This is a genomic window from Pseudomonas sp. Leaf127 (assembly GCF_001423155.1).
GTDB classification, from domain to species: domain Bacteria; phylum Pseudomonadota; class Gammaproteobacteria; order Pseudomonadales; family Pseudomonadaceae; genus Aquipseudomonas; species Aquipseudomonas ovata.
In genome coordinates, this window is the sequence record NZ_LMOA01000021.1 from 241,317 (window position 1) to 261,283 (window position 19,967).

Sequence of the window (19,967 nt, forward strand, 5' to 3'; positions counted from 1 at the left end):
GATCAGGCCTGGCGCTGCAAGGCAGCCACAGGTTGGTTGACCGGATGCGCTGGCGCCTGGCCGCGCAAGACGGCGGCAATGGCCTCGACCGCACTCATGCCCACGCGCAGCAGCGACTCGTCGGTCTGCCCGGCCACATGCGGGGTCACGATCAGGTTCGGCAGGTCCGCCACGGCCAGGGTGTTGTGTTTGAAAGGGTCGATCATGTCGACATTCTCCGCATCGAGTACATCGACGCCGGCCCCGGCCAGCCGGCCGCTGCGCAGCGCATCGCTCAGCGCGCCCTCATCCACCACACCACCGCGGCTGGTGTTGATCAGCACCGCCCCCGGTTTCATCTTGTCGAACTCGGTTGCCCCCAGCAGATGACGGGTGCCCGGTAACAGCGGTACATGCAGGCTGACGACATCGGCGGTGGCCAGCAAGGTGTCGAGGTCGACCCAGCGCGCATCATGGCGGGTGTCGAAGGCCGGGTCGGTGAACACCACCTTCATGCCGAAGGCTTCAGCCACCGGGGCCACGTGCTGACCGATATTGCCAAAGCCGATCAGGCCCAGGGTACGCCCTTCAAGCTCGATGCCGCTGAGGGCCAGTCGGTCCCGAGCCCAGTTACCGTCGCGGGTCTGTTGCGCGGCGGTGATCAGTTGTCGGCTGATCGCCAATAACAGCGCAAAGACATGCTCGACCACGCTGCGGCAGTTGGCGCCTGGCGTATTGGTGACCCAGATACCGTGCTCGGCGGCCGCCAGCGTGTCGACGTTGTCGTAGCCGGCACCGTGGCGCGCGATGATTTTCAGCCGTGGCGAGGCCGCGATGCGTTCGGCGGTCATGTGCCCGCCGCGCAAAAAGACCGCGTCGACGTCATGCGCGATGGCGTCATAGTTGACCGCGTGCTCGCCGTAGCCCAGGCGAACCTCGCCATAAGTACCCAACGCTTGCAGAACCTGTTCATGGATCGGGCTGGTCACAAAAATCAGAGGCATGACAGACTCACTCACTTGAATTGATGGTTGTCGGTGTTGTGGCTGGAGGCGTCATGTGGGCGAACCGTGGAAATCACCCACAGCCCCAGCAGGCCTGCGGCGCACAGGATGTAGCTCGGTGCCGACAGATCGCCCGTGGTGCCGGTCAGCCAGGTCGCCAGATAAGGACCTGCGCCGCCACCGATGACTGCCCCCACGCTATGCCCGAAGGCCACGCCGGTATGGCGGATATGGGTGGGGAAGAATTCGGGCATGGCCGAATAGGTGCCGGCCACGCACAAGGCGTAGGGAATCATCAGAATGGCCAGGCCCAGGATGGCGTAGGTGATGTCACCCTTCTGCATCAGCATGAACGCCGGGATCGACAGCAGCGCGTAACCGGCATACGAGAAACGCAGCAGCGAGCGGCTGCCGCGAACCGAACCCAGCTGACCGGCCAGCGGGATCAGAAACGCGGCCAGGGTCACGGCAATCAGCACGATGGTCGAGGCCTGTCCCTTGGAGTACTTGAGCACCGAACTGAAGTACGACGCGATAAACACCGTGCCGATGTAGGTGCCCACGTTCTGCACCAGCGAAATCATGATGACCTTGAGCAACTGCCTTGGATATTCACGCACCAGTTGCATGAAGGGCTGGGTCTGCTCGACGGCACCGCCTTCCTTTTTCGACGAAAACTCCGGGCTGTCTTCAATACTCAGGCGCATGTACAAGCCGATGATGCCCAGCGGCAACGCCAGCAGGAACGGCACCCGCCAGCCCCAGTCCATCATTTGCGGATCGGTCAGGAAGGCGGCGGCAAGCCCTGCGATGGCGGCGGCCAGGCCCTTGCCGAACTGGGCAATCGACGGCAGGAAAGAGATATACAGCGCACGGCGGTTGGCCGGCGCCCATTCGCGGATGTAGCTGGCTGCGCCGCCAATCTCGCCGCCGGCCGAAAAGCCCTGCAGCATGCGCAGCAACACCAGAAAAATTGGCGCCCAGACGCCAATCTGCGCGTAGCCCGGCAGCAGGCCGATCAGGGTGGCGGCTGCCCCCATCAGGGTGATGCTGGCGATCAGGCTGGTACGCCGGCCAACCTTGTCGCCCAACCAGCCGAAGGCAATCGCACCCAGCGGTCGCACCAGAAAAGCCGAGCCAAACACCAGGAACGTGTTGAGCAGACCGGTGGTGGGGTCATCCGAAGGGAAGAACACCATCGCCAGCGTGGCGGCCAGGTAGCCATACACACTGAAATCGTAGTACTCGACAAAGGTGCCGAACACCGCTGCGCGTGTGGCTTTCTTGGCCTTTCGGGTTTGCTCGGACGGTTCCGTGGCCAGGCTCACGGTGGGTGCAGCAGCATTGTTGTTATTCATGGGCACTCCGGATTAATCGAACGCTTTTACAAAAAATGGGACGACGTCCTGTTTTGTTTTTATAGCATCGCCAAGGCGTCAAGGCTTGTCAACTGCTCGATGCGATTGCGGTTCGATGGCCTTCGCCCGCAAAATAGCGCTTCTTTGCGGCGACCCACTTGACGATGAATCAGGCAAACCCGGTTACTTCTGCTGTACCTCGCACTGCGGCCACCTCCAGCCATACCCGGTTGATCGAAGTCATCGATGCGCTGGTGCGCCGCATGGCGGCCGAACCGTGGGGCGTGCGGGAGCTGGCGGCCGAGTTGAACGAAAGTCGCAGCACGGTCAATCGGTTGTTGTTGTCCCTGGTCGAGCGCGGTTTTGCCAGCGAGGTCGGCACGGGGAAATACAGCCTGGGACCCCGGCTCAAGGTTTTGGCCCACGCGCTAAACGTCGGCAGCCCCTTGCTGCATACCGGCGATTTGCTGGCTGGGACTCTGGTTGAAAATGCCGGCTGTACAGCCATGCTGTCGGTTCATTGCGCAGCCGATAATGGCTATTTCGTAACGGCTTGCAGCGAATCCAGGGGTACGCTGAGTTTCAGGCCGGAACCCGGGGTGATCTATCCTCTCGAATTTGGCGATATTGGCCGCGCGTTCAGCGATTATCTGCGCATAGACAGGGGGATGGCCGACAACGCAGCGCAGCCGCCCTACCTGGCTGAGTCCGAGTTTCCCCGCGCCATGTCGATCGTAGTGCGTACCCTGTCCAACGGCTTGACCCTGGCCTTGTCACTGCACTCGTTCAGCGAGGTACCTGACGCACAGCCTTCGTTGCAGGATGCCGATGTCGACAAAGTCCTGGCTGCGATCGACGCTCGGTTCGACGCCTGTTGCGCCCAGGACATTCAGCATCTGAGCGAGACGTCGACAAACGATGCCAAGTCCACCATCGCCCGGCTCGAGCGGCTTGTACAAATGGCCTGCGCCTGCCCGAACGGGTTCAATAATGGCGCCAGAATTCACGATCACCTGATGTGTAACGGCATCACGGCCAAGCGATTTATCCAGTCGGCCACCCAGGAGGGGCTGTTGAGCGGTGACGGCACGCGGCTGTTCCCGGGCCCCAAGCTCTATCAATGGGCAGCGCGGATCACCAACATGCCGATCGACCCTGCCGGGCTATGTCGCTCGATCCTGCAAACGCTGGTCCAGGACACCGGAGAAACCGTCGCCTTTCTCAGCTATGACGCGCACACGCAAAAAGCGCAGTTCCTGGAAGTGCTGCAAGGCTGGCGACCTATTCAGTACAAACTGCAGACTCACGTCGATGTGCCGCTGTATGCAGGGGCCGCAGGCAAGGCCGTGCTGGCCTGGCTGGACCCTGCGCTGGTCGAGACATTGCAACTGGTTGCCATCACCGAGGCAACCATCACCCGCGCATCAGCGCTGGTCAGTGATCTCAGCGCGATTCGCCAGCGTGGCTGGGCCACCGGCGACGGCGAGCGAGTGCCCGGAGCCTTTGGCCTGGCGGTGCCCTACTTCATCGATGGTGAAGTACGCGGCTCCATTTCAGCGACCATCCCGCAATACCGCAAGGACGAGCAGGCATTGCCCCATATCGCCCAGCGCATGCTGGAAGCGGCGCGCCAGATCGAAAACCTGCTGTCAGTGGGTGTGACGCTGTCGCGCAGCGAGCATGGGCCGGGGTAGGAGCGCGCTTGCCGGAATGCCGGACCACCGCGACCGAGTGCGTAGCGCTCGCAGAAATCTCGGAAACGCTGCAAATCTACGACTGCTGCGCAGCCGGTCGCGGGCAAGCGCGCTCCTACAGTGCCTGTGTTACATCCACGCGGCCAGCAGCACCGGCAGCCAGGCAAACGACAGCACGGTCGAGCACATCACCAGGTTGGCAACCTTTTCCGGCGACTGGTTGGCGCGCACCGCCAGCAGGTAGTTGAACACCGCCACCGGCATGGCTGACTGGGTGACCAGCACGGCCCGCGCCAGCGGCTCCAGGTCCAGCGCCATACCGACCAGCCAGCCCACCGCCGCGCCCAGCACGATGCGCAAGCCGCCCTGCAGCATGCCGCTGGCCACATGATGCAAGCGAATACTGGCCAGCGAGACTCCGAGCGTCAGCAACATCAACGGAATACTCATGCCGCCCAGCAGGTTGACGGTATTGACCATCCACCGCGGGAGTTGCAGGTCGAGAAAGATGATCGGTATGGCCAGCACCAGGCTGATCACGATCGGGTTGCGCAGCAAGTCCTTGAACGAGGCAATGCCACCGGCCAGGGCAAGCCCCAGGGTGAACTGAAAAATCGACAGGGTCAGGAAAAAGGCCACCGCCAGCGCCAGGCCGTGGTCACCAAAGGCATACAGGCTGATCGGCAGGCCCATATTGCCGGTATTGGGGAACATGAAGGCCGGCACCAGCACGCGCCAATGCTGACGAAACGCCTTGCTGACCAGCAGGCCGATCAGCGCCATGGCCGCCATGCACAGCACGCACGCCAGCGCCATGCTGAGAAACGCGCTGGAATCGAGCCGGGTGCGGCTCAAGGTCGAGAGCACCAGCGACGGCGTACCGATGGTCATGACCAGTCGGGCGATGAAGTCGGTCGGATAATGCTGTCCATTGCGCGCCCATGCATAACCGATACTGGCGACAATAAAGACCGGTGCCAGAACGGCAAATAATGAAGCGAGCATGGATACTCCTCCCTGAAAATGCCCCATGCTGAAGCGACCAGGGGTAAGGTGCAACATGTGTTGCAATTTATTGCCTGCTTCAGCCCTCCAATGCCCCACAGCCCTTTGCGAGAACATCCGTCCCATGCATGCAAAGCTATTGAAACTGCCGCGCAATACCCAAGGCCGGGACTTCGTGGTCGGCGATATTCACTTCAAGATCACTGAGCTCTACCAGGGTCTTGAAGCACTGGGCTTTGATAAAACAACTGACCGGGTGATCGGCGTCGGCGACCTGATCGACCGGGGTCTTGAGGTGATCGAGGGCCTGACACTGTTGGGCCAGCCCTGGTTTCATGCCGTGCAAGGCAATCACGAGCACATGCTGATCCGTGCCTGGCTGGAACACCCGCAGGTGCCTTACTCGGCCCATGGCGCCCGCTGGTGGCTGAACATTGCCGATGAATCGCGCGGCATGATCATTGGCAAGCTGCAAAGCCTGCCGCTGGTGATCGAAATCGAATCGGCACACGGCATCGTCGGCGTCCTGCATGCCGACATCCCGGCCGCGCTCGGCTGGCAGACGCTCATCGAGCACTTGGATGACCCGCGTATCGAACAGTCCGTGCTCTGGGGACGCGAGCGCATTCTCAGACAGCAGCCTGCCGGAGTAGAAGGTGTCTGGCGCGTATGCGTAGGCCATACCCGGCTGCCCTGTCCGCAGCGCCTGGGGAATGTCATGGCACTGGACTGCACGGGCGGCGGTGAAGGGCCATTAGGGATTTACTGCGTGCAGGAAGATGCACTGTATGTAAATGGCAGGTGTGTGGACAGGCTTGATCAGCGCCCTGTTTGAGTCCCCCCTGACCTGATTACTGTGTTACAGATGGAGTTGGGAAGATCCAAGCTTTCAATATATGGGGTGGTATTACGACAGTGTTTGTTTACACGCCATCAAACCCGCCCTGTACAGGCAGAACGGGTCTGGCCAGGCGTTAAAAATCAGGGCTTGGCGACTTTCCAGTTACCACCCTTGCCGTCACCGGTCATGTCGCCGGCCTGCTTGTCCATCACGTAGGTGTACAGCGGGTCATCGTCGTAGGCCCACTGCATGCTGCCATCGTCGCGCTTGATTACGGTCCATTCACCACTGGCCTTATCACTGGCACTGGCTTTGAGAGGCGGCCAGTTTTCAGCGCACTTGTCGTTGCACACGCTCTTGCCGTCCGAATCCTTCTCAAAGGTGTACAGGGTCATGCCTTTGGCATCGACCAACATGCCGTTCTTTTCCATGGCTGGCATGGCGTCCGCTGCAACAGCGGCACCGGCGAAGGCAAAAGAAGCAGCAGCGAGCCAGATCTTGACGTTCATGGGCAACTCCGTAGTGATACAGGGGTGATACAACGCGGTCGTTGTAAAACTCTGACGAGGCCGGCGCCGATATCGTTCCGCAGCCCTGCAAAACATCCGGTTGCCCAATGCCGTGCAGTGTCCATGCAGCAACACCCCGACCGCTGTTGACCCAGCAACAGCGTATCGACACTTGTAAGCTCGCCCAACACCCTGCCCTCACAAAATTTATCGTCAAGTCTTTGTTTTTAAAGACTTTGATAAAGATGGAACAGTGCTTGCTCTGCTCTTGGCACCTTCTTTATCCAAGGACATCCCCCATGCCATCCACCCTGCCCTACTGCCCGGGAAGCCGCCCATGAGCCTCAATCCGCAAGCCCTGCCGACCAACCCGTTGCAGACTGTGCGTGAACTCACGCCATGGTTTGCCGAAACCGCCGTCGAGCGTGATGCCAAGGGGGGCACGCCCAAGGCCGAGCGGGACGCATTGCGCGACAGTGGCTTGTTGGCGCTGGTCATTCCCCGCCAGCATGGCGGCCTGGGCGCCAGTTGGTACGATACCTTCGAGGTGGTACGCGAAGTGGCCCGGGTCGACAGCTCCCTGGCCCATGTCTTTGGCTTTCATCATCTGATGCTGGCCACGGTGCGGCTGTTTTCCAGCCCCGAGCAGTGGCAACCATGGTTCGAACAAACGGCGCGTAACCACTGGTTCTGGGGCAACGCCCTCAACCCGTTGGACACCCGCACGGTGCTGCGCAAATTCGAGGGGTGGTATGAGTTCTCGGGCAAAAAGAGCTTCTGCTCCGGCGCCAGTGACTCGCAGATGCTCATTGCCTCGGCCATCGATGAAAGCGCCGGCGGCAAGCTGTTGATTGCGGCCATTCCCAGCGGCCGCACCGGCATCAGCCTGCATGACGACTGGGACAATATCGGCCAACGCCAGACCGACAGCGGCAGCGCCACCTTCGAGCGTGTACGGGTCGAGCACGCCGAGATGCTGCTCAATCCGGGGCCCTTGAGTACCCCGTTCGCCAGCCTGCGCCCGCTGATCGCGCAACTGCATTTCGCCAACCTGTTTCTGGGCATCGCTGAAGGTGCCTTTGACGAAGCCCGCCAGTACACGCTCAAGGAAAGCCGGCCCTGGTTTCGCTCCAACGCCTCCAGCAGCCAGGAAGACCCTTACATCCTCAAACACTACGGCGAATTCTGGGTCGGGCTGGAAAGCGTACGGCTGTTGATCGAGCGCGCCGCCCACCGGCTGGATGACGCCTGGCGCAAGGAGCATGACCTGGGTGCTGAAGAACGCGCGCAACTGGCGCTGGCGGTGGGCACCGCCAAGGTGGCCGCTACCCGCCACGGACTGGACATCTGCAACCGCCTGTTCGAGGTCACCGGCGCCCGGGCCACCCATGCATCGCTGCGCTTCGACCGTTACTGGCGCAACCTGCGCACCCAGACCCTGCACGACCCGGTGGACTACCGCATCCAGGAACTGGGCGACTGGGCGTTGAATGCCAAGCGCCCCACCCCGTCCTTCTACTCGTAAGGATTGCCCATGCATTTGCTGACCCTGCCCCCGTCCCCGTCCCTGGCCACCTCGATCAGGGCCACCGCCCAGGTGTTCGAAGACCCCAAGTCTCAAGCCCTGCTGGCCCATGTGCAGCAAGTGGCACCCAGTGAAGCCAGCGTGCTGATCATCGGCGAGACCGGCACCGGCAAGGAGCTGGTGGCCCGCCATATCCATAACCTGAGTACACGCAAGACCGGTCCGTTTGTCGCGGTCAACTGCGGGGCCTTTTCGGCCTCGCTGGTGGAGGCCGAACTGTTCGGCCATGAAAAAGGCGCCTTTACCGGCGCCCTGGCGGCCAAGGCCGGCTGGTTCGAGGAAGCCAGTGGCGGTACGTTGTTTCTCGATGAGATCGGCGATCTGCCGATGGCCATCCAGGTCAAGCTGCTGCGCGTGTTGCAAGAACGAGAAGTGGTGCGCCTGGGCTCGCGCAAGAGTATCCCGATCAATGTGCGGGTGCTGGCGGCCACCAACGTGCACCTGGAAAAAGCCATCAACGCCGGCCACTTTCGTGAGGACCTGTATTACCGGCTGAACGTGGTCAGCCTGCAGCTCTACCCGCTACGCGAGCGCCCAGGCGATGTGCTGCCGCTGGCCCGGCACTTTATTGATCAATACAGCCACCGACTGGGCTATACGCAGGTGTCACTGGCCGACGATGCCATCCGGCGCCTGACCGCCTACGGCTGGCCGGGTAATATCCGCGAGCTGGAAAACGTCATTCACCACACTTTGCTGATCTGTCGCGAGGGGCTGATTCGCGCCGAAGACCTGCACCTGTCCAGCCTGCGCATTGAGCGTGAGAACGACAGCCAGCCGCGTGAAGAAACTGCCGAGCAATTGTTGCAACGCGCCTTCACCCGCCTGTTCGAAGAACACAGTGGCGCCCTGCATGAGAAGGTCGAAGACAGCCTGCTGCGTGCGGCCTGGCGTTTCAGTCATTACAACCAGGTGCACACCGCCAGCCTGCTGGGTCTGTCGCGCAATATCACCCGCAGCCACCTGATTCGAATGGGCGAACTGGTGGTGAACAAGCGCAAACCGGCGCAGGCGGCCGCCAGCCAGCGGCCGATACAGGTGTCGATATGATCTTGAGCGCCAAGGCGGCACGCCAAGGCGGTGCGCCGCAGACATGGGACCGCCGTAGGAGCGCGCTTGCCCGCGACCGAGTGCGTAGCGCTCGCAAAATCTCGGAAACGCTGAAAATCTACAGCGCATGACCGCAAAATCTCGGAAACGCTGAAAATCTGCAGCGCATGATCGCAAAATCTCGGAAACGCTGAAAATTTACGGCTGCTAACGCAGCCGGTCGCGGGCAAGCGCGCTCCTACTGGGTTCCGGTGCTGCCCAGGTAGAAATCATGCAGGTCCTCGCGGGCGGCCATCTGCCGGGCTTCGCCCTGGTCCACCACCCGCCCGCCTTCAATCACGTAGGCATAGTGCGCATGCCTGAGCGCCACGTTCACGTTCTGTTCGGCCAGCAAAAAGCTCACGCCTTCGCGGCTGTTGAGCGCCGCGATGATGTCGAAGATTTCCTCGACCAGTTGCGGCGCCAGGCCCATTGAGGGTTCGTCGAGCAACACCAGGCGCGGGCGTGAGATCAGGGCGCGGCCCAGGGCGATCATTTGCTGTTCACCGCCGGAGGTATAGCCGGCCAGGCTCTTGCGCCGGGTTTTCAGTCGCGGAAACCAGGCGTAGATGCGTGCCAGCTCATCACTCACTTGACGGCGCGACAGCCGGGCTCCGGCAAAGGTGCCCGTCAGCAGGTTTTCCTCGACCGTCAGGTGCGCAAAGCAGTGCCGTCCTTCCAATACATGTACCAACCCATCGCCGGCCAGTGCCTGGGATGAACGGCGCGTTACCTCACGCCCCTGATAGAGCACGCGACCTTGCACCACCTCGCCACGCTCGGCGCGTACCAGCCCGCTGATGGCCTTGAGCGTGCTGCTCTTGCCGGCGCCATTGGCGCCCAGCAGCGCGACCACCTGGCCCTCATCCACCTTGAGCGACACCCCCGCCACGGCGAGAATCGCCTGTTCGTATACCACTTCGATAGTGTCGACCTGCAACATCATGCGCCCCTCCGGCGTGAAGGCCGGGCACCCGGCCCGGCCAGGTACACGGCAATCAGCCTTCCTGACTGCAATCGCGCGGGGTAATGCCCTTTTCCCGGGCGTACTGGTGCGACGAGGCCTCGATGATCGGCCGCAGCAAGGCGCGGTCGGCCTGCACCCAGTCGCTGATCAGGTTCCACTTCTCGCCGTCCCATTGCTGAAAGCGCACCGCGCCGCCGCCTTCATGGTCGGCGCACGACAGTTGCAGCGGTTGCACCAGCCCCTTGGCGCCCAGCGCGGCCAGGCGCGCATCGTCCAGTTTCAGGTGCTCGAAGCCCCAGCGCACCTGCTCGCCAGTGAGCGGCTGCTGGCCGAACTTCTGCTGGGCAATGCGCAGCGCCTCGACATTGAGGATGCCGTTGACCACCCCGAGGTTGTAATACACGGTGCCAAAGCGCTTGGGGTCGGCCAGATCACCCAGCCCCTTGTCCAGTACCTGCTGCCGGATGCCCTGCAGCACCGGGAAGGCCGTGCCCGAGGGGTGGGTGGTAATGGCGATAAAACCCTTGGCCGCCGCACCCGCCGGCAGGGCGTCCTCTTCGGAGTTGCTCCAGATATTGCCGATGATGTGGTCAGCCGGGTAACCGACCTTTTGCGCGGTCTTGAGCGCCACCGGGTTCATCACGCCCCAGCCGCGCAGGATCACCCAGTCCGGCTTGAGGCGGCGAATGTTCAGCCATTGCGATTGCTGCTCGTTGCCAGGATGGGGCACTTCCAGCAGGGTCAGCTCGAAGCCGTACGTGTCGGCCAGGGTCTGCAACACCTCGTTGGTTTCCTTGCCGTACGGCGAGCCGTGGTACAGGGTGACGATCTTCTTGCCCTTGAGCCCGGCCAGCCCGCCGCTCTTGTCGCCAATCCAGTTGATGATCGCCGACACTTCGGAATACGGGTTCAACTGCAACGGGAAGGCATACGGAAATACGCTGCCGTCGGTGGAGTCGGTGCGCCCGTGGTTGATGGTGATCAGCGGCAGCTTGTCGGCCGTCGAGCGCTCCAGCGTGGCGTAGGCAATACCCACCGACAACGGATTGGTGGCCGCCGCCGGCGCGCCGTTGAGGCCCTTTTTCAGGCGTTCATAGCACTCGACGCCCTTCTCGACCACGTACTCGGTCTCGCACTCGCTCCAGGTCAGCTTGACGCCGTTGACCCCGCCATTGGCGTTGACGTACTTGAGGTAGTCGATAAAGCCGCCGAAAAAACCGGTGCCCCCGGCGGCATACGGGCCGACCCGGTAGCTTTGCAGCGGAAAGTACTGCTCGGGCTCGGCCTGGGCCGAAAACGACGCGGCCAGGCCCAGCGCCAGGGCCAGGCCGCCGGCGATTACATGTTTGATCATGGTTGAATCCTTGGTTTGAGGTCAGAGTGGCAGGCAGGGGTTGGCTCAGTAGCGCAGCGGCCATCGCCGTGCGCGCTCGCGCAATGTGGTCCAGAGGCGCGCCAGGCCCTCCGGCTCCTTGATGAGAAAAACGATGATCAGCGCGCCAAACGCGATCTTTTGCAGGTTTTCCAGTTGGCCGGCGGCGATCAGCCCGGCCGGCAGCAACGCGGCCAGGTTCGACAGCAGCAAGGGAAACAGCACAATGAAGGCCGCCCCCAGAAAGTTGCCGAGGAGGCTGCCCAGCCCGCCGATAATGATGATGAACAGGATCTGGAACGAGCGGCTCAGATCAAAACCATGCGGCTCCACCGTGCCCAGGTAAGTGAATGCCCACAGCGCGCCGGCGATGCCCAGGTAAAAACCGCTGATGGCAAACGCCAGCAGCTTGCTTTTGAGCAACGGGATGCCGATCACCGCCGCGGCCGTGTCCATGTCGCGCACCGCCCGCCACTGCCGGCCCAGTTCGCCGCGCACCAGGTTACCGGCCAGCCAGAACAGCGCCAGCACCACCGCCAGGGTCAACAGGTAGCGGCCGGCCGGCGCGCTCAAGTCGACGCCGGCGATGTGCAACGGCGGCGCGCTGATCACCCCGGAGGCATTGTGGTTGGAAAACCAGCTGAAGCGGGTCAGCGCCCACTGCACGAAAAACTGCGCCGCCAGGGTCGACACCAGCAGGTAAAAGCCCTTGATGCGCAGGCTCGGCAAGCCAAACACAATGGCCACCGCTGCCGCTGTCAGGCCACCGAACATCAGGCTCACCAGTAACGGCAATCCCGGTACGCGCAGCCCGGCGTTATAAGTGGCAAACGCGCCCACCGCCATGAACGCCGCCGAGCCCAGTGACAACTGCCCGGCGTAGCCGGTCAGCAGGTTAAGCCCGAGCCCGGCCAGCGACAGCACCAGAAATGGAATCAGGATCGCGCTCAGCCAATAGTCATTGCCCAGCCAGGGCACCACGCCAAAGGCCACCGCCACCAGCAGCGCCACCGCGATACGGTCCTGGCGCAGGCGAAAAAAACGGCGATCCTGGGCATAGCCTGTGCTGAACTGACCCGCTTCCCGGTAGAACATGCTGACTTCTCCTTACACGCGCTCAATCGCGCGTTCACCGAACAGACCGGCCGGGCGCACCAGCAGAAACAGCAGCGCCAAGGCATAGGGAAACCAGTTTTCCAGCCCGCCACCGATCACCGGGCCCAGGTAGACCTCGGCCAGTTTTTCCGAGGCGCCGATGATCAGCCCACCGACAATGGCGCCACTGATCGAGGTAAATCCGCCAATGATCAACACCGGCAACGCCTTGAGCACAATCAGCGACAACGAAAACTGCACCCCCAGCCGTGCGCCCCACAGCAGGCCCGCGACCAGGCCGACAAACCCGGCCACGGCCCAGACCACTACCCACACCCGCTGCAGACGAATGCCCACCGCTTGCGCGGCCAGCGGATCGTCGGCCACCGCGCGCAGGGCCAGGCCCATGCGGGTGCGGTTGAACCCCAGCGACAGGCCGATCACCAGCACACCTGCGGTGGCAGCGGCGAACAGGTCGAACGGCGACAGCAACATGCCGTGCAGTTCCAGCGGCTCGTCACTGATGCCCAGGTCCAGCCCGTGCACCTGCGCGCCCCACAAGGCTTGCGCTGCACCTTCGATCACGTACGACAGGCCCAGCGTGGCCATGAACAGGGTGATCGGCGGGCGGTTGACCAGCGGGCGCAGCACCAGCCGCTCGACCCCGACCGCCAGGGCCAGCATCACCGCCAGGGTGATGAGCAGCGCCAACCAGAACGGCACGCCGCGCTCCAGCAGGCTGACAAAAGTCAGGGCGGCAAACAGCACCATGGCGCCCTGGGCAAAGTTGAACACCCCGCTGGCCTTGTAGATCAGCACAAAGCCGATGGCGACCAGCGAATACATCACCCCCGCCAACAGCCCGCCAATCAGCACCTCAAAGAAAAATTCCATGCGTCTTTTCCTGTTTTCTGTCATAGGCCTGTACGCCGAGGTACGCGGCAATGACTTGCGGGTTACGCCGCACTTGGGCCGGCGGGCCATCGCCGATCTTGCGGCCGTAGTCGAGCACCACCACATGGTCCGACAGGCTCATCACCACGCCGATGTCGTGCTCGATCAACACCACGGTGGTGCCGAATTCGCGGTTGGTGTCGACGATAAAGCGGCTCATCTCGGCCTTTTCCTCGGTGTTCATGCCCGCCATCGGCTCATCGAGCAATAGCAGACGCGGCTCGGCCGCCAGGGCCCGGGCCAGTTCCACACGCTTTTGCAGGCCATAGGGCAAGGTGCCGACGATCGCATCGCGCCATGGCTGGATACGCAGAAACGCCAGTACCCGCTCGGCGGCTTCACGCTGCCGGTCGTCTTCGGCCGGTGCCCGGCCCACGCACAAGGCCTGTTCCAGCCAGGTGGCGCGGCGCTTGAGGTGGCGCCCGGTGAGCACGTTGTCGAGCACGCTCATGCCCTTGAACAGCGCAAGGTTCTGAAAGGTACGGGCAATCCCTTGCTGCGCGGCCTGATGGGGGCGCATCGCCCGTCGGGTCTGCCCGGCAAAGCGAATGCTGCCCTGCTGCGGCTGGTAAACCCCGTTGATGACATTGAGCAGCGAACTCTTGCCGGCACCGTTCGGGCCGATCAAGGCGCAGATCTCGCCTTCGGCCACGGCAAAGCCGATGTCGCTGATGGCCTTGACGCCCTTGAACGCCAACGAAATGCCCTGCAACTCCAGCAATGGCGGCGCACTCATACCGCCACCGACAGGCCAAGGGCACGCTCGGTGCTGTAGCGACCCGACTCATCCAGTACCTCACGGCCAGGCCAGCCCAGCACCTGCACCCCCAGCACGGCAAAGAACCGCTGCGTCCGCTCATCCAGCGGCGGTCCCGCCAGCAAGGCTACGCGCACACGGCCAACCCCCAGGACATCGCGCAGCGGCCGGCGGATCAGCACCTCACCGATCCCGCTTGCCAGTCGCCCGGCCCCCTCTTGCAGTGCCCAGTCCAGCAAGCGTCGGTGCAACGTGCCCGGCAGCGGCAGGCGCTGCAGCACCCTGGCATACAGCCGCCCGTAGGTTTCACGGGTGCCCAGCACCAGCGTCGGGCCCAGTTCGCGGCGGTCCTGGTCACGGGTTTCCAGGCGCTCGGGGAAATTCAGCACAAAGCCGGCCAACAGCCAGGGTGCCAACAGGTAGCGGGCCTGGCCACTGGCGGCAAAGGCGCGGGCAGCCAGGGCCTGCTCCTGATCGCTCAAACCTTGCTGTTCGACCAGTGGCCGGGCCTCCTTGAGCAACTGGGCGTGGCTGAAAAACTGCCGTTCCAGGCCGTCAGCGCCCAGTTGATAGAAGACAAAGGCCATGTCCACCGCCTGCGCCTGCATCGGCACGGGCATATCCCCGATGGCGGGCAGACGCGCATACTCCACAGCCCCACCACGCGACAACTCGTCTACCAGCCCGCGCGCATCGGCATACACCAGCCAGCGCGGCTCCAGACGCCAGTCGCGCAAACGGGTGATTTCCTCAAGCCCCTCGGCCAGCACAAAGTCAACCGACAACTGGCGCAGCACCTCACCCTGCGCACCGGTCTCTTGCAGCGGGTCGAACAAGGCCGCCACCCCGCCCAGCCATTGCGCGGCCAGGGCGCCGATCAGCGCTTCGGGCCGTGGCCGGCTGAGGATCACCAATTGCTGGCCGGGCCGGAACCCACTGGCCTGCAGGCTGGCCGCCACGCGCAGCACTTGCTGCTGCAGTTGCGTCCAACTGAACGCCTGCCAGATGCCCAGCGTTTTATGGCGCAGGGCAATGGCGTGTGCCCGGGCGCCGGCCTGATGCGCCAGCCAGGCGGGCAAGGTCAGCGCCTGAACGTTCATCAGGCGACAGCCGGCGCATTGAGTTTATGGGCTTCCAGCTCGCGCACCAGCGGCAACACACGTTGGCCGAAGTACTCGACTTCTTCATGAAAATGCAGGAACCCCGAAAGAATCAGGTCTACCCCCACCGCCTTGAGCGCCACGATGCGCTCGGCGATCTGCCGTGGGGTGCCGATCAGGTTGGTCTTGAAGCCGTCGTTGTACTGCACCAGGTCTTCGAAGGTCGACTTGGCCCAGTTACCCTCGCCTTCAGGACTGGCTGCGCCGGCGTTCCTGACCTCATGGCCGAAGGCATTGACCGCCTCGGGGTTGGCCTGGTCGATGATCTCGCGCAGCACCGCCTGGGCCTCTTGCTCGGTGTCACGGGCAATGATGAAGGCATTGACGCCGACCTTGACCGAGTGCCCATTGGCCGCTGCCTTGGCGCGGATGTCGTCGACCTGGGCCTTGATGCCCTCGACGCTATTGCCGTTGGTGAAGTACCAGTCCGACACCCGTGCGGCCATGTCACGCGCGGCCCGCGAGCTGCCGCCCTGGAAGATTTCCGGATGCGGCTGCTGCAGCGGCTTGGGCTTCAAGGTGTAGTTGCGAAAGCGGTAGAAGTCGCCATTGAAAGTGAAGTTGTCCTGGGTCCAGATGCCCTTGAGGGCACGAATGAACTCCTCGGAGCGGCGATAACGCTCGTCGTGGTCCAGCCACGGCTCGCCAATGGCATGAAACTCGCCCTTGAACCAGCCCGACACCACGTTGATGGCCACCCGGCCCTGGGTGAACTGGTCGATGGTCGCCAGTTGCTTGGCGGCCAGCACCGGGTTCCAGGGGCCGGGCAAAATGGCGGCGATGACCTTGAGTGTGGTGGTCGCGGCCAGCAGTGCATGGCTGATGGTCACCGACTCGTGCTGGAATTCGGCGCCGTAGCCGGCGGTAAAGCGGATCTGCGACAGGGCGTAGTCGAACCCCGAACGCTCGGCAATCTGCGCCAGCGTGCGGTTGTAGTCGATGTCCCAGCTGGTGCGCTGTTCAATGTTGCTGACCACCAGGCCGCCGCTGACGTTGGGCACCCAGTAGGCGAACTTGATCGGTTGTTGGCTCATGTCGATGACTCCTTGAAGGTGTGGAAAATCAGGCGGCGCTGAGCGCGGCGGGATGAAAGAAGGCGATGACCGGGTCGAGCGCCCGCTCGATGCGCGCCAGGTGCGCGGCCTCAAGCAACTGGTAGTCGGTAAAGGCCTCGGCGGCGACGTACAGGCCGTAGGGCAAGGTGTGCGCCTGGAAAAAACCGAACAGCGGGCGCAACTGGTGATCGATGACCAGCGCATGGCGGTCGCTGCCGCCGGTGGCCGCCAGCAATACCGGCACCCCCTTGAGCGCCTGGTGGTCGACCAGGTCGAACAGGTGCTTGAACAGGCCGGTATAAGAGGCGCGGTAGACCGGGCTGCCGGCGATGATCAGGTCGGCGTTTTCGATGGCCTCTAGGTGCGGCAGCAAGGCCGGCGAGGCCGTGTCGCGCTCCAGCGAACCGGCCAGCGTGCCGGCCAGTTCAGCGACGCGCACCCAGTGCACTTCGACCGGCAGGCGCTGCTGCAGTTGATGGGCCACGGCCTGCAACAGGCCGTGGGTTCGCGATGGGGTGCGCAGGCTGCCGGAGACCACCACGACCTTGATTGTCTTGCTCATTTCATCCTCCCAGGCACATGCCTCGATACAGGACGCTAGAGCAGCAACCGTGCCAATCATTAAAAGTCTTTTAAATCAAATAGATAGAAACAAATCACACGAGTGGGACGATGTCTGTTCAACAGCAAGGTGTCAAACAACTGTTGATCCACGAACAGTGCGCAGGAGGTATGACAAGGCCTGGTACGCAAGACCGCTGTGTGCCTGGCAACAGTACTTCAGCAAGCTGCTGCAACGGACACAGCATGCTTTTGACCTTAAAACATTCAAGCCTATGATTTTTAACGAATTATCAGTCAGGCACGAAGCTTGCGAAAGCCCGGTATCGCTCATTGATCCAGGAGATACCCGATGTCTGTCCAGCAGCACTTGCCCCAACTGTCCACCGGCACCGACTATCCGGTACTTGCCGAACGGTTCCGTCCGATCTTCAAGCGCATCGCCGACACGGCGCTGGCGCGCGAGCACAGCCGTACCCTGCCCCACGAGCCGATTCGCTGGTTGAAGCAAGCAGGTTTTGGCGCGGTGCGCGTGCCGCGTGAGCACGGCGGCGATGGCGCCTCGCTGACGCAACTGTTGCAGTTGCTGATCGAGCTGGCCGAGGCCGACTCCAACATTCCCCAGGCCTTGCGCGGCCACTTTGCCTTTGTCGAGGACCGCATCAACGCCCATGCCCACACTGACCAGACGCTGTGGTTCGAACGCTTCGTCAGGGGTGAACTGGTCGGCAATGCCTGGACCGAAGTCGGCAACGTCAAACTGGGTCAGGTGATCACCCGGGTGTCACAGGACGGCGAGCGCTGGGTGGTCAATGGCACCAAGTACTACAGCACTGGCAGTATCTTCGCCGATTGGGTCGACCTGTATGCCCAGCGTGACGACACCGGCGAGGACGTGATTGCCGTCACACGCACCGCCCAGGCGGGCGTGACGCTGCAGGATGACTGGGACGGGTTCGGCCAGCGCACCACCGGCAGCGGCACCTCGGTGTTTGTGAATGCCGAAGTGGCTGAACACGACATCCTGCCCTTTGCCGGGCGCTTCAAGTACCAGACCGCGTTCTACCAACTGGTGTTGCTGGCCGTGCTGGCCGGCAGTGGCCGGGCGGCGGTGCGTGACTTTTCCAGCCAGGTCCGCCAGCGCACCCGCGTGTTCAGCCACGGCAATGCCTCATCGGTGGACCGCGACCCGCTGGTGCAGCAGGTAGTGGGCCGCGCCTCGGCGCAGGTGTATGCCGCCGAAGCCACCGCGGTGCGCGCCGCCGAGGCCTCGCACGGGGCTTATCTGGCGCATTTTGGCACTGACGTCGAGGCTGAGCGCCAGGCCAACCTGGCGGCCGAGCTGGAGTCAGCCCAGGGCCAGGTGGTGATCAGTGATCTGGTGCTGCGCGCCACCAGCGAGCTGTTCAATGCCCTGAGCGCCTCGGCCACCAGCACCGGCAAACAGCTCGACCGCCACTGGCGCAACGCCCGCACCGCCGCCTCGCACAACCCGCTGATCTACAAGGAACGCATCATCGGCGACTGGGAAATCAACGGCACCGAACCGCCGTATATCTGGCAGATTGGCGCAGGCTCCAAGACCACGCAGTAACGCCAGCCCGCGTCTACAGGCTGGCAGCTTTTACAGCTGTCAGCGGCGCGCCGGACGTGTTGAACAGGAACACCAGCACCGCCAGCGCGCCCACTACCCCTGGCAGGGCGAACACCAGAAAGCTTACTTGCAGCGGCAAGCCTGAGGCGTGCAGCGCGCCGCCCAGCAGCGGGCCGATGATCGCACCGGTGCGGCCGATGCCCATCGCCCAGCCCAGCCCGGTGCTGCGAATCTGCGCCGGGTAGTACTGCACGGTGCAGGCATTGGCCAGAATCTGGGTGCCGATGGTGCAGGCCCCGGCAATCGCCACCAGCAGGTACAACACCGCCAGCGGCGCCTTGAACGACAACAGCGCCAGGGCCAGCGCACCACAGGTGAAAAACCCCAGCAGCACCTTGCCCAGCCCGACCCGGTCGCCCAGCCAGCCGCCGCCGATCGCGCCGATGATCGCCCCCACATTCAGCACCAGCAGAAAGGTCAGGCTGGAGTTAAGGCCGTAGCCGGCACCACTCATCAGCTTGGGCAACCAGGAACTGAGTGCATAGACCATCAGCAGGCAGCAGAAGAACGCCAGCCACAGCATCAACGTGTTCAAAGTGCGGCCTTCGCGAAACAGCTCACCGATCGACACATTGGCATGCCGGCCCGAGGCCTGCTCAAGCGCATCGCCCGCCGCAGGGCGGTAATCCGGCAAGGCCTGTTCCAGAATGGCCTGGGCTCGTTCGGTCTGACCGCTGCGCAGCAGGTAGTTCATCGATTCAGGCAACTGGCGGACCAGCAGCGGCAGCGCCAGCAAGGGAATGGCCGCCACATAGAACACCGCCTGCCAGCCCCATAGCGGGATCAGCCACATGCCCAGCCCCGCCGACAACATGCCGCCCAGTGAATAGCCGCTGAACATAATCGCCACCAGGGTGCTGCGCGATTGCCTGGGCGAATACTCATTCATCAAGGCCACCACATTGGGCATCACCCCGCCAATGCCGAGCCCGGCAATGAAACGGCACAGGCCGAACATTTCCGGGCTTTGCGCCAGGCCATTGAGCGCCGTGACGCCGCTGAACAGGATGACGCAAAAGGCAATGGTCTTGCGCCGGCCGATGCGGTCGGACAACGAGCCGAAAAACAGCGCGCCGATCATCATGCCCACCAAGGCGCAACTGCCCAGCGCCCCGGCCTGCATGGCGCTCAGGCCCCATTCGGCCATCAGCGAAGGCAGCACCACCCCGTAGATCACCAGGTCGTAGCCGTCGAAGATGATGATCAGCGCGCACCACAGCAGCACGCGGGCATGAAAAGCATTGAAACGAACCCCGTCCAGCAGGGCGGTGACATTGATTGTGCGCATGGCATGGCTCTTTATTGTTGTTATGAAACCGTCAGGTGCT

The 19,967-nt window shown here is 63.0% G+C and carries 18 protein-coding genes; 5 read left to right on the forward strand and 13 right to left on the reverse strand.

Translation table 11 applies throughout. From position 1 onward, the window contains the following. Positions 1-2: 2 nt before the first annotated feature. Both ASF84_RS14435 and ASF84_RS14440 read right to left on the reverse strand, forming a co-directional pair. Positions 3-983 (reverse strand): hydroxyacid dehydrogenase, encoded by a 981-nt coding sequence (locus tag ASF84_RS14435; protein WP_056839484.1) that lies wholly within the window; start codon positions 981-983, stop codon positions 3-5. An 11-nt stretch (positions 984-994) separates the two neighbouring features. Beyond that, complete coding sequence (locus tag ASF84_RS14440; RefSeq protein ID WP_056839486.1) at positions 995-2,341, reverse strand: MFS transporter; 1,347 nt, start codon at positions 2,339-2,341, stop codon at positions 995-997. A 164-nt stretch (positions 2,342-2,505) separates the two neighbouring features. Between ASF84_RS14440 and ASF84_RS14445 the strand changes: the two genes are divergently transcribed. After that, the gene (locus ASF84_RS14445) at positions 2,506-4,035 is read left to right on the forward strand and encodes an IclR family transcriptional regulator domain-containing protein (RefSeq protein ID WP_082481596.1); all 1,530 of its coding nucleotides are present in this window, start codon (positions 2,506-2,508) and stop codon (positions 4,033-4,035) included. A 129-nt stretch (positions 4,036-4,164) separates the two neighbouring features. Here the strand turns inward: ASF84_RS14445 and ASF84_RS14450 are convergent, their stop codons facing one another. Then, entirely contained in the window at positions 4,165-5,040 is an 876-nt protein-coding gene (locus ASF84_RS14450) for an AEC family transporter (RefSeq protein WP_056839490.1), read from the reverse strand. A 124-nt stretch (positions 5,041-5,164) separates the two neighbouring features. Between ASF84_RS14450 and ASF84_RS14455 the strand changes: the two genes are divergently transcribed. Further along, a complete protein-coding gene (locus ASF84_RS14455) occupies positions 5,165-5,875 on the forward strand; it encodes a metallophosphoesterase (RefSeq protein ID WP_156684238.1) in 711 nt (236 codons plus the stop codon). Positions 5,876-6,021: 146 nt separating this feature from the next. Here the strand turns inward: ASF84_RS14455 and ASF84_RS14460 are convergent, their stop codons facing one another. Continuing rightward, positions 6,022-6,390, reverse strand: coding sequence for a COG4315 family predicted lipoprotein (locus ASF84_RS14460; protein ID WP_056839492.1), 369 nt, complete (start codon positions 6,388-6,390; stop codon positions 6,022-6,024). 337 nt (positions 6,391-6,727) lie between these two features. Between ASF84_RS14460 and ASF84_RS14465 the strand changes: the two genes are divergently transcribed. Together ASF84_RS14465 and ASF84_RS14470 are read left to right on the forward strand one after the other, a co-directional pair. After that, positions 6,728-7,915, forward strand: coding sequence for an acyl-CoA dehydrogenase family protein (locus ASF84_RS14465; protein ID WP_056839494.1), 1,188 nt, complete (start codon positions 6,728-6,730; stop codon positions 7,913-7,915). A gap of 9 nt (positions 7,916-7,924) precedes the next feature. Further along, entirely contained in the window at positions 7,925-9,025 is a 1,101-nt protein-coding gene (locus ASF84_RS14470) for a sigma-54 interaction domain-containing protein (RefSeq protein ID WP_056839495.1), read from the forward strand. A 238-nt stretch (positions 9,026-9,263) separates the two neighbouring features. Here the strand turns inward: ASF84_RS14470 and ASF84_RS14475 are convergent, their stop codons facing one another. The 8 genes from ASF84_RS14475 to msuE are packed head-to-tail and all read right to left on the reverse strand — an operon-like array spanning position 9,264 to position 16,986. Further along, the gene (locus ASF84_RS14475; protein WP_056839496.1) at positions 9,264-10,010 is read right to left on the reverse strand and encodes an ABC transporter ATP-binding protein; all 747 of its coding nucleotides are present in this window, start codon (positions 10,008-10,010) and stop codon (positions 9,264-9,266) included. A 52-nt stretch (positions 10,011-10,062) separates the two neighbouring features. Then, on the reverse strand, positions 10,063-11,385 hold the full coding sequence (locus ASF84_RS14480; RefSeq protein WP_056839497.1) for an ABC transporter substrate-binding protein: 1,323 nt from the start codon (positions 11,383-11,385) through the stop codon (positions 10,063-10,065). 45 nt (positions 11,386-11,430) lie between these two features. Beyond that, a complete protein-coding gene (locus tag ASF84_RS14485) occupies positions 11,431-12,498 on the reverse strand; it encodes a branched-chain amino acid ABC transporter permease (protein ID WP_056839498.1) in 1,068 nt (355 codons plus the stop codon). A 12-nt stretch (positions 12,499-12,510) separates the two neighbouring features. Further along, positions 12,511-13,392, reverse strand: a complete 882-nt coding sequence (locus tag ASF84_RS14490; RefSeq protein WP_056839500.1) for a branched-chain amino acid ABC transporter permease — start codon at positions 13,390-13,392, stop codon at positions 12,511-12,513. Then, a complete protein-coding gene (locus tag ASF84_RS14495; RefSeq protein WP_056839502.1) occupies positions 13,376-14,188 on the reverse strand; it encodes an ABC transporter ATP-binding protein in 813 nt (270 codons plus the stop codon). The genes ASF84_RS14490 and ASF84_RS14495 overlap by 17 nt, the downstream gene beginning before the upstream one ends. Next, positions 14,185-15,309: an AMP-binding protein gene (locus ASF84_RS14500; protein WP_056839504.1), complete on the reverse strand. Its 1,125-nt coding sequence runs from the start codon at positions 15,307-15,309 to the stop codon at positions 14,185-14,187. The genes ASF84_RS14495 and ASF84_RS14500 overlap by 4 nt, the downstream gene beginning before the upstream one ends. Then, positions 15,309-16,409, reverse strand: coding sequence for a dimethylsulfone monooxygenase SfnG (gene sfnG, locus ASF84_RS14505; protein WP_162241265.1), 1,101 nt, complete (start codon positions 16,407-16,409; stop codon positions 15,309-15,311). The genes ASF84_RS14500 and sfnG overlap by 1 nt, the downstream gene beginning before the upstream one ends. Positions 16,410-16,431: 22 nt before the next feature. Further along, on the reverse strand, positions 16,432-16,986 hold the full coding sequence (gene msuE, locus ASF84_RS14510) for an FMN reductase (RefSeq protein ID WP_056839508.1): 555 nt from the start codon (positions 16,984-16,986) through the stop codon (positions 16,432-16,434). Positions 16,987-17,337: 351 nt separating this feature from the next. On the opposite strand from msuE, the gene ASF84_RS14515 reads away from it, so the two are divergent. Then, on the forward strand, positions 17,338-18,579 hold the full coding sequence (locus tag ASF84_RS14515) for an acyl-CoA dehydrogenase family protein (protein ID WP_056839510.1): 1,242 nt from the start codon (positions 17,338-17,340) through the stop codon (positions 18,577-18,579). A gap of 13 nt (positions 18,580-18,592) precedes the next feature. On the opposite strand, the gene ASF84_RS14520 is transcribed toward ASF84_RS14515, so the two are convergent. Then, positions 18,593-19,927, reverse strand: a complete 1,335-nt coding sequence (locus ASF84_RS14520; protein ID WP_056839513.1) for an MFS transporter — start codon at positions 19,925-19,927, stop codon at positions 18,593-18,595. Between the last annotated feature and the right edge of the window lie 40 nt (positions 19,928-19,967).